General features: G+C 62.0%; 15 protein-coding genes and 1 pseudogene. 13 read left to right on the forward strand and 3 right to left on the reverse strand.

The window, feature by feature from the left end; translation table 11 throughout:
- Window positions 1-103 precede the first annotated feature (103 nt).
- Genes TQ38_RS21345 through TQ38_RS21380 form a run of 8 tightly spaced genes read left to right on the forward strand, consistent with a single transcriptional unit; the run spans window position 104 to window position 8,755 of the window.
- Complete coding sequence (locus TQ38_RS21345; RefSeq protein ID WP_370059807.1) at window positions 104-2,326, forward strand: catalase; 2,223 nt, start codon at window positions 104-106, stop codon at window positions 2,324-2,326.
- Window positions 2,307-3,545, forward strand: a complete 1,239-nt coding sequence (locus tag TQ38_RS21350; protein ID WP_205316119.1) for a glycosyltransferase — start codon at window positions 2,307-2,309, stop codon at window positions 3,543-3,545. Before TQ38_RS21345 ends, TQ38_RS21350 begins: the two co-directional genes overlap by 20 nt.
- Window positions 3,538-4,488, forward strand: a complete 951-nt coding sequence (locus tag TQ38_RS21355) for a glycosyltransferase family 2 protein (protein WP_043978658.1) — start codon at window positions 3,538-3,540, stop codon at window positions 4,486-4,488. The genes TQ38_RS21350 and TQ38_RS21355 overlap by 8 nt, the downstream gene beginning before the upstream one ends.
- Complete coding sequence (locus TQ38_RS21360) at window positions 4,485-5,528, forward strand: glycosyltransferase (RefSeq protein ID WP_043978656.1); 1,044 nt, start codon at window positions 4,485-4,487, stop codon at window positions 5,526-5,528. Before TQ38_RS21355 ends, TQ38_RS21360 begins: the two co-directional genes overlap by 4 nt.
- Window positions 5,525-6,655, forward strand: coding sequence for an acyl-CoA dehydrogenase family protein (locus tag TQ38_RS21365; protein ID WP_043978655.1), 1,131 nt, complete (start codon window positions 5,525-5,527; stop codon window positions 6,653-6,655). The genes TQ38_RS21360 and TQ38_RS21365 overlap by 4 nt, the downstream gene beginning before the upstream one ends.
- Complete coding sequence (locus TQ38_RS21370; RefSeq protein ID WP_082057887.1) at window positions 6,655-7,329, forward strand: PIG-L deacetylase family protein; 675 nt, start codon at window positions 6,655-6,657, stop codon at window positions 7,327-7,329. Before TQ38_RS21365 ends, TQ38_RS21370 begins: the two co-directional genes overlap by 1 nt.
- Window positions 7,326-7,919 carry an SAM-dependent methyltransferase gene (locus tag TQ38_RS21375; protein WP_043978653.1) on the forward strand — a complete coding sequence of 198 codons (594 nt, stop codon included), beginning with the start codon at window positions 7,326-7,328 and terminating at the stop codon, window positions 7,917-7,919. The genes TQ38_RS21370 and TQ38_RS21375 overlap by 4 nt, the downstream gene beginning before the upstream one ends.
- On the forward strand, window positions 7,916-8,755 hold the full coding sequence (locus tag TQ38_RS21380; RefSeq protein ID WP_370059808.1) for a glycosyltransferase family 2 protein: 840 nt from the start codon (window positions 7,916-7,918) through the stop codon (window positions 8,753-8,755). The genes TQ38_RS21375 and TQ38_RS21380 overlap by 4 nt, the downstream gene beginning before the upstream one ends.
- 51 nt (window positions 8,756-8,806) lie before the next feature.
- On the opposite strand, the gene TQ38_RS21385 is transcribed toward TQ38_RS21380, so the two are convergent.
- Both TQ38_RS21385 and TQ38_RS21390 read right to left on the reverse strand, forming a co-directional pair.
- Complete coding sequence (locus TQ38_RS21385; RefSeq protein WP_043978726.1) at window positions 8,807-8,986, reverse strand: hypothetical protein; 180 nt, start codon at window positions 8,984-8,986, stop codon at window positions 8,807-8,809.
- Between the two features lie 243 nt (window positions 8,987-9,229).
- The gene (locus TQ38_RS21390; protein ID WP_043978650.1) at window positions 9,230-9,493 is read right to left on the reverse strand and encodes a DksA/TraR family C4-type zinc finger protein; all 264 of its coding nucleotides are present in this window, start codon (window positions 9,491-9,493) and stop codon (window positions 9,230-9,232) included.
- Window positions 9,494-9,857: 364 nt separating this feature from the next.
- Between TQ38_RS21390 and TQ38_RS21395 the strand changes: the two genes are divergently transcribed.
- The 3 genes and pseudogenes from TQ38_RS21395 (at window position 9,858) to TQ38_RS21405 (ending at window position 13,971) form a co-directional block, all read left to right on the forward strand.
- Window positions 9,858-10,376 (forward strand): PRC-barrel domain containing protein, encoded by a 519-nt coding sequence (locus tag TQ38_RS21395; RefSeq protein WP_370059809.1) that lies wholly within the window; start codon window positions 9,858-9,860, stop codon window positions 10,374-10,376.
- Between the two features lie 74 nt (window positions 10,377-10,450).
- Window positions 10,451-11,545 (forward strand): catalase family protein, encoded by a 1,095-nt coding sequence (locus TQ38_RS21400; RefSeq protein ID WP_043978648.1) that lies wholly within the window; start codon window positions 10,451-10,453, stop codon window positions 11,543-11,545.
- 125 nt (window positions 11,546-11,670) lie between these two features.
- Window positions 11,671-13,971: pseudogene (locus TQ38_RS21405) on the forward strand (FdhF/YdeP family oxidoreductase).
- 99 nt (window positions 13,972-14,070) lie between these two features.
- Here TQ38_RS21405 and TQ38_RS21410 read toward each other — a convergent pair.
- Window positions 14,071-15,255 (reverse strand): DUF2252 family protein, encoded by a 1,185-nt coding sequence (locus TQ38_RS21410; RefSeq protein ID WP_043978723.1) that lies wholly within the window; start codon window positions 15,253-15,255, stop codon window positions 14,071-14,073.
- Between the two features lie 440 nt (window positions 15,256-15,695).
- Here TQ38_RS21410 and TQ38_RS21415 point away from each other — a divergent pair, with 440 nt between their 5' ends.
- A complete protein-coding gene (locus TQ38_RS21415) occupies window positions 15,696-16,589 on the forward strand; it encodes a diacylglycerol kinase family protein (RefSeq protein ID WP_043978720.1) in 894 nt (297 codons plus the stop codon).
- Window positions 16,586-17,419, forward strand: a complete 834-nt coding sequence (locus TQ38_RS21420; RefSeq protein ID WP_043978646.1) for an inositol monophosphatase — start codon at window positions 16,586-16,588, stop codon at window positions 17,417-17,419. The genes TQ38_RS21415 and TQ38_RS21420 overlap by 4 nt, the downstream gene beginning before the upstream one ends.
- The last annotated feature ends 56 nt before the right edge of the window (window positions 17,420-17,475 follow it).

Genomic DNA, 17,475 nt, shown 5'->3' on the forward strand with positions numbered 1-17,475 from the left:
CGGCCTTTGTTACCGTCACACCAGTTCCCCGATGCCGCCTTTCGTGTGCCGCCCACAAATCGGCCCGCCGCTATCCATGACTTTTGACCGAAAGGAAAGCCACATGGCCAAGACGCCAGCCAAGCCGCGCGCGAAATCATCAGACAAGCTGATGCCGCCAGCCATGGGCCATGCGGACGTGGGCGGCGAATCTCCACAGAAGGCCGCGCCGGTCCCGGCCGACGCCGACATTGCGTTCACTTATGCCGCCCCCCAGGCAGCGGGCGGCGAAACGCATCAGGTGGCAGGCGGCGATGTCGCGACATTGACCACCCAACAGGGTATTCCCGTTGTGGACGATCAGAACAGCCTGAAGCAAGGCGCACGCGGCCCGACCCTGCTCGAAGATTTCCATTTTCGCGAGAAGATGTTCCACTTCGACCATGAACGCATTCCCGAGCGGGTCGTCCATGCGCGCGGCTATGGTGCGCACGGCTTCTTCGAGCTGACCGACAGCCTGGCTGACGTCAGCCGCGCCGACGTGTTTCAGCGGGTCGGCGAACGGACGCCGGCATTCGTACGGTTCTCGACAGTGGCCGGCTCCAAGGGTTCGGTCGATCTGGCTCGCGATGTGCGCGGATTTGCAGTCAAGCTCTACACCCAGGAAGGCAACTGGGATCTGGTCGGCAACAACATCCCGGTGTTCTTCATCCAGGATGCGATGAAGTTCCCCGACCTGATCCACGCCGCCAAGCCGGAACCCGACCGCGCCTTCCCCCAGGCGCAGACCGCGCATGACAATTTTTGGGACTTCATCAGCCTTACGCCCGAGAGCTTCCACATGGTGATGTGGACGATGTCCGACCGCGCCATCCCGCGCTCCTTCCGCACGATGGAAGGCTTTGGCGTTCATACGTTCCGGCTGGTCGATGCGAAGGGCAAGTCCACTTTCGTCAAGTTCCACTGGAAGCCCAAACAGGGGTTGCAGTCGGTCGTCTGGAACGAGGCGGTCAAGATCAACGGCGCAGATCCCGATTTCCATCGCCGCGACTTGTGGGACGCGATCAACTCCGGCGACTTCCCTGAGTGGGAACTGGGCGTCCAGCTGTTCGACGATGCCTTTGCCGACAGCTTCGATTTCGACGTGCTCGATGCGACCAAGCTGATCCCCGAGGAACTGGTCCCGATCCGCGTGGTGGGCCGCTTGGTGCTCGACCGGGTGGTCGACAACTTCTTCGCCGAGACCGAGCAGGTCGCTTTCTGCACCCAGAACGTGCCACCCGGCATCGACTTTTCCAACGACCCGCTGCTGCAGGGGCGCAATTTCTCGTACCTCGACACGCAGATCAAGCGCTTGGGCGGTCCCAACTTCACGCATATCCCGATCAATGCGCCCAAGTGCCCGATGGCCCATTTCCAACAGGATGGGCACATGGCGATGCACAATCCCAAGGGCCGCGTGAACTACGAGCCCAACAGCTGGGGCGCGACGCAGGGCGGCCCACGCGAAGATCCGGTGCGCGGCTTCACCAGCTTTGCCGAGGAGGCCGATGGCCCCAAGCAGCGAGTCCGGTCGGAGAGCTTCGCCGACCATTACAGCCAGGCGCGCCAGTTTTTTGTCAGCCAGACGCCGATTGAGCAGAAACACATCGGCGACGCTCTGGTGTTCGAGCTATCCAAGGTCGAGCGGCCCGACATCCGTTCGCGGACCGTGTCGCACCTGGTTAACATCGACGCGGGGCTTGCCGCGACGGTGGCGGACGGCCTGGGTCTCGCGGTCCCGGACGCCGCAGTCGCCGCGTCTGCCCCGATCACCGATCTCCCGGCTTCGGACAAACTGAGCATCGTCAAGAACGGCCCGGCTGACTTCAAGGGCCGCAAGCTGGGCATCCTGCTGACCGACGGCGCCGATGCCGCCATCTTCAAGGCGCTGCTCAAGGCGGTCGATGCCGAAGGCGCCGTCTACGAAGTGATCGCACCCAAGATCGCCGGCGTCACCTTGTCGGACGGAACCACTGTCGCCGCCAAGCAGAAGATCGACGGAGGCCCGTCTGTCCTGTTCGATGCCGTTGCCATCCTGGCATCGCAGGAAGGCGCCGCGCTGCTGGCGGTCGACGCCGCCGCCAAGGATTTCGTCACCGATGCCTTTGCGCACTGCAAGTTCATCGGCTTCACTGCCGAGGCACAGGCGATGTTCGTAAAGGCGGGCATCGCCGACGATCTCGACGAAGCCTGCTTGCTGCTGGCGAATGCCAAGGACGCGGGCGCATTCCTCAAAGGCTGCCGCACCTTGCGCCACTGGCCGCGCGAACTGGAGGTCGATCTGGATGCACGGCCCGCCGCCTGATCGGCCGATGTTCGCCGTGCGTCATCCCGGGGGCGGCCTTGTGCCGTCTCCGGTCCTGCGCGCCGCCGATCCGCCGAAGGATCGGCGCCTGCGCATCGGCATCATCGCCCATCTCAAGCACCCCATCGCCGAGCCTTTCGCCGGCGGGCTGGAAATGCACACCCACCTGCTGGCCCGGGCCCTGCGCGATCGCGGCCATGCGGTGACGGTGTTCGCCTCGTCCGGCTCCGAACGGGGCCTGGGGCTTGAACCGATCTGCACGGAAACCGCGCTCGACAATGTCGGCACGGCTGAGGCCACCGATGTCGCCTTCTTTCGGGAACATCACGCCTACCTCAGCCTGATGAACGACTTGCGGCACCGCGACTTCGACGTGATCCACAACAACTCGCTGCACTACCTGCCGGTGACGCTGGCGGATGCGCTGCCGATGCCGATGGTCACCACCTTGCATACGCCGCCGTTCTGCTGGCTGGAAAGCGGCGTCCGCCTGTGCTCTGCCGACAATCACGCATTCGTCGCCGTCTCGCAATCCGTGGCCGCGCTTTGGGCCCATGTCGCGAGGGCTGAAGAGGTGATCCTCAACGGGATCGACCTCGACAAGTTCGCATTTCATCCCCGGCCCGATCCGGCGGGCTATCTCGTGTGGTACGGGCGCATCGTCCCGGAAAAGGGCCTGCATTTCGCGATCGACGCGGCGCGCCGCATCGGCCTGCCCTTGCGTATCGCCGGGCCGATCCTCGATCAGGACTACTACCGATCGCGGATCGAGCCGGAGCTGGGCGCCGGGGTCGTTCATGTCGGACATCTGGCCCATAGCGAATTGGCGCGGCTGGTTGGCGGGGCTCGGGCGTTCCTGTGTACGCCGTTGTGGGACGAGCCCTATGGCCTCGTTGTCGCCGAGGCGCTTGCCTGCGGTGTGCCCGTAGCGGCGTTCGCCCGCGGGGCAATCCCCGAGATCATCGACGCCTCCTGCGGCGTGCTGGCGACGCCCGACGATATCGCCTCGCTGGCAGCCGCCGGGCTTGCCGCGCTGGACCTGGATCGACGCGCCTGCCGGGCGCGGGCCGAGCGTGCTTGCGATGCCGCCCGCATGGTCGATGGGTATGAGGCGCTTTACCACCGCCGGATCGCAATGCGCCGCGACTGTGCGCAGGGCCTTGTTCCGATCGATCCGGCCTATGCCATCTCACCGCAAAGCGCAGAGCAGCATGTCTGAAAGCATCACGATGAACCTGTGCGTCTGCGTTCCGGCTCGTGACGAAGCGGAGCGGTTGCCGGTCCTGCTCGATGCACTGGCAAGCCAGAACTGGCCTGCGCCGGTGGTTGTCGCCCTTGTGGTCAACAACACCAATGATGACAGTCTCGCCGCCATCGAGGCCGCAGCCAGGCGTCATGCCGGGCGGCTGGTACTGCATGTCCGCGAGGTGACGTTTGCACCAGAACAGGCTCATGCAGGCTCTGCTCGGCGTCTCGCTATGGATAGCGGGCTGGATTTGCTGTCCGCTGTGGATCACGGCGCGCTCGTGAGTACCGATGCCGACACCCGGCCGCCGCCCGAATGGCTCGCCAACATTGCCCGGGCTTTGGCAAAGGGCGCGGACATCGTCGGCGGCCGGATCGAGATCGAGAAATCCGAACCGCTACCCGATGACGTCCGACACCTTACGGCGGCATGGGACCGCTATTGGCATGACGTGCGCGCTATCGAGGATGCGCTTGATCCGCTGCCATGGGACCCGGCACCGCGCCATGGCGACCACACCGGCGCTTCGCTCGCGATCACGACGGCTCTGTACCGCGCCTGCGGCGGTGTTCCGCTGCTGCGCACCGGCGAAGACCGTGCGTTGGTGAACGCCGCGCTGGCGCTTGGCGGACGACTTTCCCATCCAGCCGATGTCTTTACACGGGTGTCGCCCCGTCGCGACGGGCGAGCAGAAGGCGGCATGGCACTGGCCATGCAGGACCTTTACGAGATGGCGGCCCGCGGCGAGAATCCGCGAGCGCCTGCCTTCGATCACTGGCGCGAACGCGCGACGTGGCGGCGCAGCCTGCGCGCCCGGCCCGATGGACAGGCGCTGATCGCTCGCGAGGAGCCGCTGCTCGATCCCATGCCGCATGACATGGAACTGGACGTGGCTTTACCGGACCGCGTTTCGTGAGCCGGCGTCCGATCGGATACTACGTCCATCATCATGGCGCCGGCCACCGTGCAAGAGCCGATGCCATAGCCCGGGCCTGCGACTGGCCAGTGGTATTGCTGGGCACCGGTATCGGCGAGGCGGGCGTGGACCTGCCGGACGATCGCCCGCCATCCGGGCGCTTTGATGGCGAAGATGCCGCGCATTGTCGGCCCGACGCCTTGCACTACGCACCTGTCGATCATGAAGGTGTACGACGCCGCGTGGCCTTCATCGCTGACTGGATCGCGGCGGAGAAGCCCGCCCTGATGGTCGTTGATGTTTCGGTCGAAGTAGCGATGCTAGCGCGCCTGGCCTCGGTGCCGACCATCTGCGTCCGCCTGAATGGCACGCGCAGCGATCCTGCCCATCTAGACGCTTTCAGGGGAGCATCAGCCTTGCTCGCTCCCTTTTCCTCTGCGCTGGAGGGGCCGACAACACCTGAGTGGGTACGCGACAAGACCACTTATCTGCCGGGGATAACCGCCGCCTCCGATTTCCGGCCATCGATCTACCGCCGGGTCCTGGTCATGTTTGGGCGCGGGGGCGATCCGGGCGACGGAAAGCTGCTTGCCCGCATCGCGGCGGCCTGTCCGCACTGGCACTGGCGCGTCATTGGCCCTGCGACCCGGCCCGCGCTGGTTCCTGCAAATCTTGTGTTTGCCGGATGGGTCGATAGCGCGGATCGCGAAATTGCCGAGGCGTCTCTGGTCATCGGCGCTGCAGGTAACGGCGTGGTAGGCGCGGTTCTGGCTGCGGATCGCCCCTTCGTCTGCATTCCCGAACCACGTCCATTTAGCGAGCAGCAGGCTACGGCCGACCGCCTGGGCGAACTGGGCGCCGCGTTGGTGCTGCCCTCCTGGCCCAGTGCCGACCGCTGGCCGCAGGTGCTGGAAGCGGCAATGGCATTGCCCAGTAAGGCCAGAAGGGCGCTGCACGATGCGCATGGCGTTCACAAAGCGGCGACATGGCTCACCGCGCATGCCGCAGCCGCCTCATCCTGCGAGGAGCTACCCGCTTGATACCTTCCACCTGGTCCCAGACCGACCGCGATAGCCCCGCTGCAAGGGCGGCCTCGATCGCCCCGCGCCTGGCGGAGTTCGGCGCGCGGTATGATGCCGCACCGGTGTTTCCGGTCGAAAGCATGCGTTGCCTTGCCGCCGCCGGGCTGCACCGCGACTTCGCGCCGCGCGCCAGTGGCGGCGGTAGTTTTACAGATGTCGAGGCGCGCCACTTCGCGCTGTTCGATGTGCTGCGTATCGTTGGCCGCGCGGACCTCAGCCTTGGCCGGCTGTACGAAGGCCACGTCAATGCGATGGCATTGTTTGACTGGTATGCCTCGCCCGAACAACAGGCTCGCCTTGGCCGTGAACTGGAGGACGGCTCGTTCTACGGCGTATGGGCCACCGAACCGCAGCCTGGCTTGCGCATCGACCCCGGAGACGATGGCGACAGGGTACTTGCCGGCGGCAAGTCCTTCGCCAGCGGAGCCGGCGGCGTGGCCCACGCCGTCGTGACCGCGCAGATGGCCGGCTGTGACCGACAACTGGTGATCGTCGCCGCCGACGACGCCTCCCGCGCCGATGTATCGCAATGGCGTATGCGCGGAATGCGGGCGACCACCAGCGGGTTCTACGACCTCACCGGCATTCGCGTCGATGCGGCGAACCTGCTCGGCCTGCCGGGCGACTACGACCGCGACCCCCGCTTTACCACCGGCGCTTGGCGTTTCACCGCCGTGCAGTTGGGCGGCGTTGAGGCACTGCTAAGCGAAACACGCCTCGCCATGTCCGAGGCTGCGCGCGGTGATCCGCTGCAACGCGCCAAATTCGCCGATTGCGTTGCGGCGATGCGCACGGCGTATTTGTGGGCGCGCGAATGCGCCTTGCGCGCCGCACACGACGACATCGACGGTCCCGCTTTCGCGCGGCTTACGCGCGGCATCGTCGAGCGTGCCGGGCTGGATGTGATGGAATTAGCGGCAAGAATTGTCGGCACGCGCAGCGCCATGGATGGCCAACGGATCGACAAGATCATCCGTGATCTTTCGCTCTACCTTCGACAGGCCGGGCCTGACTATGCCCGCGACGAAGCAGCGAAGGTGTGGCTCGATCACGATGCATGGGGCGGCGAGGACGCCTTGTGGTGATGGCCTCGTTATCCGACAGGCCCTGGCGCAGCTTGCGCTGGCTGGTGCTTGCTCCTCACGCCGACGACGAGACATTGGGAGCAGGTGCACTGATCGCTCAGATGTCAGCGGCGGGGCAATTCGCCGGACTGGTCTATCTGACCGACGGATCAGGCTCGCATGAGACGCTGATAAATGGCGCGGGGCGGCTAATCGCAACGAGGCGCCGCGAGGCGGCGACAGCCTTGTTCCGATTGACTGGAAGCCGCCGCAATCCACCGATGCATCTGAATTGGAAGGATGCCGCTCCGGCGGCCAGCGAAAGCTTTGATTTTGCCCGCACGGTTGTAAAAGTCGCAGCGCTGTGCCGACGCCTGCAAGTCGATGCCATCGCCGTGACCGCCCTGGATGAACCCCATTGCGATCATGCTGCGGCTGCCCAAATCGCCTATGCAGTGAAAGGACAGGCGAAGCGCCGGCTGACGATCGCAGAGTACCGCGTATGGGGAGAGGTTTCGGCCACGCGCCGGTACCATTCCGTTCGCACCCGCTCGATGCTGATCGGCAGACGCCGCCATGCCCTGCGCTCCCATCGCAGCCAGTTAACCGCCTGCTACGGCCCTGGCTTCCGGCTCCCCAAGGACAAGCAGCGGATGCCTGCATCCGATGTCCTGTTCATCGAAAGATCGTCATGACCCGTCATGAAACCAGTCTTGGCCCTGCCTATTTCGAAAGGATGTTCCAGGGTACCGACGACCCGTGGGACCTGAAAAGTAGCGCTTACGAGCAAGCGAAATATGTCTACACGATAAAGTCGCTGGGTGGCCGAACGTACTCCAGCGCATTCGAAATAGGTTGTGCGAAAGGCGTGCTGACACATCGATTGGCGCCGCTGTGCGACCGGCTTCTGGCGATCGATGTCAGCGCGACCGCGCTTAGGGCGGCGCGGGTGCGATGCGCTGAATTCCAGCAGGTCGCTTTCGCCAACATGGTTTTCCCCCGGCAAGCGCCCGAGGATGCGTTTGACCTCATCGTCCTGTCGGAAGTGGTCTACTACTGGGATGATGACGACATCCGGCGCGCAGGCGCCTGGCTGCGCAGCCACCTAGCGGCCGGCGGCGATATGATCCTCGTTCATTGGACCGGCGAAACCGACTATCCGCAAAGCGGCGATGGCGCGGTAGAGATGTTACAGGCCGCCCTGCGCGGCGGGATGGAAATCGTGACGGCGGAAACCCGCCCCGGGTATCGTCTTGACCTGTGGCGGCGCTCGCTGTGGGCATGAGCGTCCTTACCATCGTCAAGGATAGGCCTGGGCATCTGGAGCAGTTGCTCGAAGGCTTGCGGCGCAGCGACGTAATGCCGAGCGAATTTATCGCCGTGGACATGGGCAGCGACCCGCCCGTCAGACTGGGCGACGTGCCATTTCCTGCGCGTGTCGTGCGGCTAGATGGCGACGGGTTGCCGCTGGCAGCCGCCCGCAATCTCGCAGCGCGTAGTGCGACCGGCGAGCTGCTGCTATTCCTCGATGTCGACTGCATACCCATGCGCGGCCTTATCGGTGCCATGGTAAAAGTACTGGAAGCGCACGCTGCGCTGATATGCGCGCAAGTGCGCTATCTGGGGCCCGACGATGCTCGAGGTAGCTGGCAGGAAGCCGACCTGCTCGGGCGCTCTGCTGGTCATCCCGTACGTAGATTCCCGGCCAGTGGCATCCGCCGGGTCGAGGAAGCGGGACTGTTCTGGTCGCTGACGTTTGGCATCCTGCGCGAGAGTTTCCTCGATCTCGGCGGATTCGACGAGGGGTTCACCGGCTATGGTGCGGAGGATACCGATTTTGGTTTCCGTGCTCGTGAGGCGCAACTGCCCCTACTCTTTATGGGTGGGCCCGGAGCATTCCACCAGCATCACGACACGTTCGATCCGCCGCTCCAGCACTTTGCAGACATCCTGCGCAATGCAGCACGGTTTCGGAGCAAATGGGGGATATGGCCTATGGAAGGCTGGCTTACAGCATTCCGAAAAGCTGGGCTCATCCGGTTGACTGACGAGCAGATCGATGTGGTGCGGCATCCGACGTCACGGGAAATTTCGCTGGCCTGTTCCTCACGGGCATTTTAAGGCTTTTACACAAATCAAATAATTACCCCCGCCGAAGCGGGGGTAACTCGTTCACTTGGCGCCGGTGCCAGGCTCGGTGGTCTTGGGCGACTTGCCGTCCTCGACCCGGCCTTCGTTACGAAGAGCGCGGCCCTCTTCAGCCTTCTTCTGACTTTCGGGCGACTTGCCGTGCTCGTTAAGCTCTTCCTTGACGAAACCGGCGGCTTCCTTGGCTTTGCCTTCGATGCTCATGATCGTCTCCTTCTGGACGTCTGCCACTGCAGATCGTGACATTCCTAAAGCGACCCAAGTGCCTGTGCGGTTCCGCTCACAAATGTTCAGACACGAAATATAGCCTTTGCCAATTCGCCAGTTGGATCCGCCTCGATTCTCAGAAATCTCCAAGTGGGCCTGCGGCAAACGACGCTAACTAGCGATCAGGTGGTGGCGCCTGCTGCTATTGGAAGGGGACGGAATCGGCGTGATGACATGAATTCAGCGCAGCTGACTGTCCTTGCTGCCACGTCGGTTGAACGCCGAATGCCCAGGCTGGGTGTCCCGGACAGATTGGCACGCGACGCATGTCCGCGCTCCAGGCAATGCTCGTCGCCTCGCTTCTGGAATGGGCTCGCCGCACTCCTCGCAGTCGGCACGCCCATCGCCTTTGGGCATGCGAGCCCGGGCGGCCGAAACGGCATCCTTAAGACTGTCCTCGATCTGGTCTTGAACGGCGCTGTCAGGCGCCCAGCCATTCGCCATGGAAGTATCCTTTCAGTGCTTTGCAGATAGGAACTATGTGTAAAATTTCACTATGTGATGAACTCAACGCAGCATCGGGCAGATTCGCATAAGGACGACCTTACGAACCTCCGGACCGAAATCGCCATATGCAAAGACCTACAGCTTGCGCTGTTTGGTGCGCCAGCGGAATGGCATGATACAGCCCGCGAAAACCAATCTGGATTAATACGATTTTCCGCCGTCTGCCAGCATCCTGCCACCTACTTTCATGCGATAAGAAACAGGATAGGCCGCACCGACGCGTGCCGACAAGACAGGCGAGGACTGCACACTGACCGAGATTGCAGAATGGCTCGCGCCCATCGCAACGATGATTGCGGCTATGATGACCGCCGTCAATTTGGGCGCCCGTGTGACGGGGTGGGGCTTTGTGATCTTTACCATCGGTTCGATTGCCTGGACGGTCGTCGGGCTCGGCTCCGGACAGGTCAGCCTAATCGCAGCCAACGGGTTTCTGACGTTCGTCAATCTCGTCGGCATATGGCGTTGGCTGGGAAGGCAGCGCGCGTATGAAGACGGCGGACGATCGGCAAAAGCGGCCAGCCGCAGGGCATCTTCCCCCACGCTGTTCACCGCCACCGGTATCGCAGGCATGGCAGTTTTGGACGGCGAAGGCACCCCGCTCGGCAAAGCTGTCGATGCACTCATTGAATGCAGATCCGGTGCGGTGAGCTATGTCGTCGTGGCGACAACCGCCACTGCGGGAATTGCCGAACAGCTACGGGCCGTTTCGCGTGAGGCCATCGTGTTCGAGTGCGACCAGTTGGTGTTGCGGATGCCTCGCCACGCTTTCGAGGCCATCCCGCCAATAAATCCGGTTAGCTGGCCGACATCTATTTAGCTCAAGGACGCGAGGAGGGAAACTCACAGTCGCTTGTCAGCGTTACGTACTTAAATTCAAACAGGACGTTCCCCATGACCCACCCCGTCCGCTTTCACCCTTCGATCGAGCAAATAAAACCGGATGAGGCCGAAACCATTCGCGGCCTTGAAGAACAATTTGATTCAATCCAGGAGACGACGGCCAAAGACTATAAATCGGGCGTACGCGCGGTCCACGCCAAAGCACATGGCATCGCCATCGGCCGCTTGACGGTAGCCGCCGGGCTTCCTCCGGAATTGGCCCAGGGCATCTTTTCGCATCCTGCCAGCTTCGATGCAGTTATCCGTATCTCCACCAATGCCGGCGACGTACTCGACGATGCGATTGCCCTGCCGCGCGGGCTAGCGCTTAAAGTGATGGATGTTGCCGGAGAACGGCTGCCCGGTTCGGAAAACGAAACCTCGCAAGATTTCATCATGGTCAATGGGCCGGTATTCGCGGCCCCCAATGCGGCTGCATTCCTTAAGAACCTGAAGCTGCTGTCGAAGACCACGGATGTTGCCGAAGGAGGCAAGAAGCTACTTTCGTCGGTGCTGCAGGGCGTCAATGCCGCGTTGTCAGCGGTGGGATACGAATCCCCGACGATCCAGCAGATGGGAGGCGCCCCGCAGGTCCACCCACTGGGTGAAACCTACTATACCCAGACCCCGTTTCGATACGGTGACTACATTGCGAAGCTCAGCCTGGCGCCGGTGGCGCCTGCGCTCACCTCGCTCACCGACGTCAAGATCGACGTGAAAGACCGCCCAGATGCCCTGCGCGAAGACGTCAGCCGCGACATGATCGAGCACGGCGGCCGGTGGGAGCTACGCGTCCAGCTTAACACCGACCTCGACAAGATGCCGGTCGAGGATCCGACCATCGAATGGAGCGAAGAAGAAAGTCCCTTCGTGACCGTGGCCACGCTCGATATCGAACCGCAGATCAGTTGGCAGCATGGAACGAGTGACCGGCAGGATGATGCGCTCAGCTTCAACATCTGCCGAGGCACCACGTCGCACCAGCCGTTGGGCAACGTCAATCGCGCTCGCAACGATACCTACCGCCGCTCGACCGCTTTTCGGGCTCAGGTCAATGGCTGCCCGATGCACGACCCTCGCAAACCACAGGATATCGCCGCCGAGTAATCGATGGCTCAGCCGGCGTCTTTCACAGTCGCCGGCTGAGCCGGAACACGGCTGTCGCGTCCGGTCGCTCTCGACCAGATGAGGCCACTGCACCTCGCTCGCCCGTTCAACTGCTGGACTGTTCCATGACTGACGAAAAAGACGGCACAGTCCATTAAGACGGTGCTGAAGGTGGGTGGGGCTCGCTACGCGGGATAGTCCAGACCGCCTGGCGCGAACGTCCGACCCCGGGTGCCTTGGATACGCTGAGGCGGCAGAACAAGGTAAAGGGCTTCATGTGCGTTTCTTGCGCATGGGGAAAGCCAGCCAAGCCGCATGCATTGGAATTTTGTGAAAACGGCGCAAAGGCCACGCTTTGGGAACTGACGAGCCGCCGCTGTACCCCCGAGTTCTTCGCCAATCACAAGGTCAGTGATCTTAGAACGTGGAAGGACTACGACCTCGAACAGCAGGGCCGCCTGACGCATCCGATGCGCTATGAGCGGCAAACCGATACTTACGTTCCATGTTCTTGGGAGGAAGCCTTCGCAGCGATCGGTAGCGAACTTAAGGCGATCGACCCGGGCTCGGCGGTGTTTTACGCCTCCGGACGCGCGAGCTTGGAAACCAGCTACCTATATGCTCTGTTTGCCAGGCTGTATGGTCACAACAACCTGCCCGACAGCTCCAACATGTGCCACGAGACGACTTCGGTGTCGTTGAAGAAGGTGATCGGATCTCCTGTCGGAACCTGTGTCCTGGCCGATTTCGATGTGTGCGATGCCATCTTTTTCTTTGGGCAGAATACCGGTTCCAACAGCCCACGCCTCCTTCACCCCTTGCAGGAGGCGGTCAAGCGCGGCGCGAAGATCGTCACGTTCAATCCTATCCGCGAAAAAGGTCTCGAGGAGTTCAAGAACCCCCAAAGCCCGGTGGAGATGCTCACGCCCAAGAAGACGGAGATTTCTACGCTCTACCTGCAAGTCAAGGCAGGAGGGGATATCGCGGCGATAATCGGACTGATCAAGCATGTCCTCGCTGCTGAGAAGGAACGGTGGCGCGACGACAAACAACACGTTCTCGATGTCGACTTCATTGCTCAGCACACTTCTGGCTTCGATGATCTGGTGGCCCACGTCGAAGCGACGAGCTGGGACGAGATCGAGCGCGAGAGCGGGCTCTCGCGTGAAGACCTTCGCGAAGCGGCCCAAATTTACATCGATGCGCCTCGCGCCATCGCCATGTTCGGCATGGGGCTGACCCAGCATGTCCACGGCTCGCAGAACATTGCCGCGCTCACCAATCTATGGTTGCTTAAAGGCAATGTCGGTCGCGAAGGCACTGGCATCTCACCCGTGCGCGGCCACTCAAATGTGCAGGGTCAGCGGACTGTGGGTATCTCGGAAAAACCGGACCTCGTGCCCCTCGACAGACTGGCCGAGCAGTTCGGGTTCGCGCCTCCGCGCGAGGAGGGCCTGAACACGGTCACGGCGTGCCATAAGGTCCTCTCCGGAGAAGTACGGGCGTTCATCGGCCTGGGCGGCAACTTCATCCGTGCCATCCCTGAGCGCGAAAAGATGGAGGAGGCCTGGACCAGGCTGCGCCTGACTGTGCAGATCGCTACTAAGCTGAACCGCAGCCATCTGGTGCACGGTGAGGTCGCCTATCTCCTGCCGTGCCTCGGGCGGTCCGAACAGGACGTGCAGCGCACCGGCCCGCAGGCTGTGACGATGGAAGATTCGCTTTCCTGCATCCACGGCTCGCTCGGCAAGAACGGGCCGGCGTCCGAACACTTGCGTTCGGAAGTCGCGATCGTCGCCGGCATGGCCAAGGCCACGCTGCCACCCAACCCCCAAGTGTATTGGGACGATTGGACGGACGACTACGCGAAGATCCGCGAGTGCATCGAGCACACCTATCCTGAGCAGTTCCGTGACTTCAACCAGCGCGTCTTTACCCCCGGCGGTTTCTACCGCGGCAATCCCGCACGTGAACGTATCTGGAAGACCCAAAGCAGCAAGGCGCAATTCACCGTTCCTACCGCGATGCGGTCAATCGGTTTCGCGGATTCACCAGGACGCTTTCGCCTCATGACGCTGCGCTCCAACGACCAGTTCAACACCACAATCTATGGCTATTCCGATCGTCTCCGCGGGATCGAGGGCACGCGCGATGTCGTGCTCATGAACCCCGAGGACATCGTTGCAGCGGGGCTTTGCGAAGGCCAGGTGATCGGGCTCATCGGGGATGCAGGCGACGGGGTCCATCGGCAGGTCGACGGGCTTACCGTTACTCCATTTCTTGTGCCGCGCGGCTGTATTGGGGCATACTATCCCGAGATGAACCCGCTCATCCCTTTGTGGTATCACGGCGAAGAATCGAAGACGCCCGCCTCCAAGGGCGTGCCGGTGCGCATCGTCGCAGCTTTCCCACCCAGACGGGAATGAAGCGCACGCTTCAGGGCATAGCGATTGCGCCCGCGCCACGTTCCCCCGATACGAGCGATCCTTGGCCTGCCTCCAGGCAGCATCGCCAGGATCTTCCTCTCAAGCAGCTAGCGCGTAAAGGCGACAATGCTCGAGATAGCCGCTTTCATGACGGCCGGCCAAAGACACCACACTTTCCCATAGCCATGACGGCGCATCAATCGAGGAACGGCGATCCGCGTCCAGATGCCGTGACCATTCCCGACGGGTCGTCTCGTCCATCTGCCGCGCATGTGCCTTGCCCACAACAAACGCGAGATATCGAGCAGCCTTCGCAGCTTGTTTTTCGCTGAATTGGCCGATTTCCAGCTTAAGGTCCTGAGGCGCCAGTTCCCGAATGAACAGCGATTTTCCCATCATCTCGACTGGTATCATTCGCTCTCCAAGATGTGGTGACAAGGCGCGCGCTGCCTGGAGCACCCGGTGTGCGTTGTCCGCAGGCATAGAGGCGTGAGGATAGGCCGGCGCAATCGGATCGACCGCCTCCTTTATGTCAACAAGTGCATAAACCGGACGGTTCCTGTCCCTTCTGATCTCTATCAACACTGCATAGCGCAAAAGCCCAAGCGAACTGCATCCCTTGAGCCAATAGGCGCCGTCAACCATCTGCACCGAACGGTCTTCGTCGTGTTTCTCGAAGGCTAGAATGCGCTCGGTTACTTCCGGGCGCTCAAAGAGTCGGCGCAGCGCTTGGTCTTCGTCTTTCGCTAGCGGCCAGAACTTGCGCCCCAGCGGAATCTTGGGAGTGTCGTCATCGAGCCTTTCGCGGGCAAGATGGCGCCACCGGCGTGCCCACGCCTTGCGGCGGATACTGCGGACGGCATTCGGCTCGTCGCCGGGGTCACCATCCCTTAAATCGTTCATGGCAGCAGCGTAGCCCTCGATCATTTCTTCCATCATTCGCGCGGTCGTGACACCGGGAAGATCCGAACCGCGCGCCGCTGTCGCAAGCGAGAGGCCTAACCGGATCAGGTCATGTGCCGGGTTGCCCACGACGGCCTGATCAAGATCACGTATCTGCACCGCGATACGCCCGTCGCCGCTCGCAATTGGCCCGAGGTTGCCAAGATGGCAGTCTCCGCAGATCCAGATTGCCGGTCCCTCGGGCACGCGATGCGACACCGCCAGCCATTCATAGAACTTCGCTGTATTCCCGCGAACATATGCGTGTGCCGATTTCGCCATTTTCAGCGTGCGAGTGGCATCCAGCGTCTGAGCGCGATCTGCGGGAATGGGTATCGGCATAAGGTAGCAGGCGTCCTCGAAAGTGATCATCGGCGTAACGATCGCCATCGAGTTTTGTAACGAAGCGTTTCCAGATAAATCCATCACCAAGGCGGACACCCTCCAGGAAATTGTTCGGTGGAACCCTCGGATCGCTCGGTAGCGTTGCTTGCTGCCACAGTCGGATGCTGCGCGCTGTCAAATCGGTTGGCACTGGTGGTTGCCCCTGACGTCGGGAGTGGCAGTTTTTGTCACAGATTCCGCAGATCCGACCCATGCCGAACGCTCAGCGGAGAATTTTGCGCCTTCAGCAGCAGACCTTCCGCTTTGCCGATCAGCTCTAGACCGGGGAATCCACTTGGACGGAAATGGGATCAATCCATTCGCCAGCGCGGGATTACATTTCATTTCGGGCCGGAACGGACGGAGCATCGGCGCTATTACGGATGATGGGAAAGACCATGGACATTCGAAAGAAACCGCGTGCGTTGATCGTGCATAATGAGAACGCAGGAACTGACCCTGTACCGCGTGCGCACATAGAACGGGTGTTGCGGGAAGCAGGTTTTGATACAATCTACTGCGCTCATGGTGAGGAGGACCTGGAGCAGGCGCTATCTGCAGAATTTGATTTCGTGATCGCGGCAGGCGGTGATGGCACGGTGTCGCACGTGGTATCACTGCTCGATAATGGCAAACGGCCGATCGGGGTTCTGCCTCTGGGCGGGTCCAATAACATTGCGCATGCTCTTGGTATTGAAGGCGACTGGCGCAATATTCCGCGCCGCTGGTCCCTGTCCAACTGGACCCTGCTTGACCGGTGTGAGGCCCACGGACCTTGGGGGCACAAGCAGTTCGTCGAAGCAGTGGGGGCCGGCGTGCTGACCCAGTCTTTCGATGATGTCGACGGCGAACCTGACACCGCCGAGGAAAAACGTGGCAATGGACGCGCAGCTTTTCGAACGGCCTTGCAGGAAGCGACGACGTTCCGTTGCTGTGTCAAAGCCGACGGTTGGGAGTGGGCTGGAGATTGCCTGATGGTCGAGGTAATGAGCATACCGCTCGCGGGGCCTCGCCTACGTCTGGGTTGCCACGCGGATCCGGGTGACGGACTGCTAGACGTCGTGATCGTCACCTCCGCTGACCGAAATGAAATGCTCGCCTGGGCCGAAGATCCGGACGATCAGCCATGCCCTATCAAACCTCTCCAAGCCCCGTGCCTTAAGCTAACGGTAGAGCAACGCCCTTTCCGCGTCGACGACCGATGCCCTGATCAAGGCGTGTTTGGCAGCGTCGACATTCGCGTTCGTTCCGGCCCGGTGCGGATCCTTGTTCCCCAGGAGAACTACAGATGACCTTACCTGACCAGCCCGATAGCCAACTCTTGAGCGACGTCGAGACCCTCGCCATCGAACTCGCCCAGCTTGGCGGCAACGAAATCCGCGCAGCACTCGGCAGCATGCTGCAGGTCCGGTATAAGGGACTCGAAGAAGACCCTGAGCGTTTCACCGATCCGGTTTCAGAAATCGATGGCCGCGTCGAGCGGATGATTCGCGAGCGCCTGGCCGATCGTTTCCCGGACCACGACATCATTGGCGAAGAAATGGATCATCGGCCAGGGCGCGGGCACGACTTCGTCTGGGCTGTCGACCCGATCGACGGGACGACCAATTTCATCAACGGTTTCCCGCTTTTTGCGTCCTCTGTAGGCGTCACGTTTCGCGGCAGACCCGTAGTAGGAGCATTATGGTGCAGTACCAGCCACGCCCTTGAAGCTGGCGTATATCATGCAGTTTCCTCTCGCGACTTGCGCTTCAACGGCGCTCCGCTGGCCACCCACGCTAATCCAGCCGTTCGACGCAAGCTCGGCGGTGAACCGCATGCCTCGCGCCAGAAGTTCAGCTGGGATGGACGCAAGACTGGCTCCGCAGCAATCGAATGCGCCTTCGTGGGAGCAGGGCTTCTCGACATGGCGTGGTTTGAGCGACCTAACATGTGGGACGTGGCGGGCGGCATGGCCCTTGTAAGTGCGAGCGGACGGGGAATTCTAGAGCGGCGGGACGATGTCTGGCACCCCTTCGAAAGCTTCGAGGGATCAAACGCCGATCTGGCTGAGTGGACGATGCCGATTGCAATCGGCAAACCGGAAACGCTCGACGAATTCCTGAACGCGGCGCATTCCTGAGCGGCCATCCCAATCAACGCATGCGCTCGATTACCGCGAATGGATTAGCTAGCGAG

Source organism: Novosphingobium sp. P6W (assembly GCF_000876675.2).
Lineage (GTDB): Bacteria > Pseudomonadota > Alphaproteobacteria > Sphingomonadales > Sphingomonadaceae > Novosphingobium.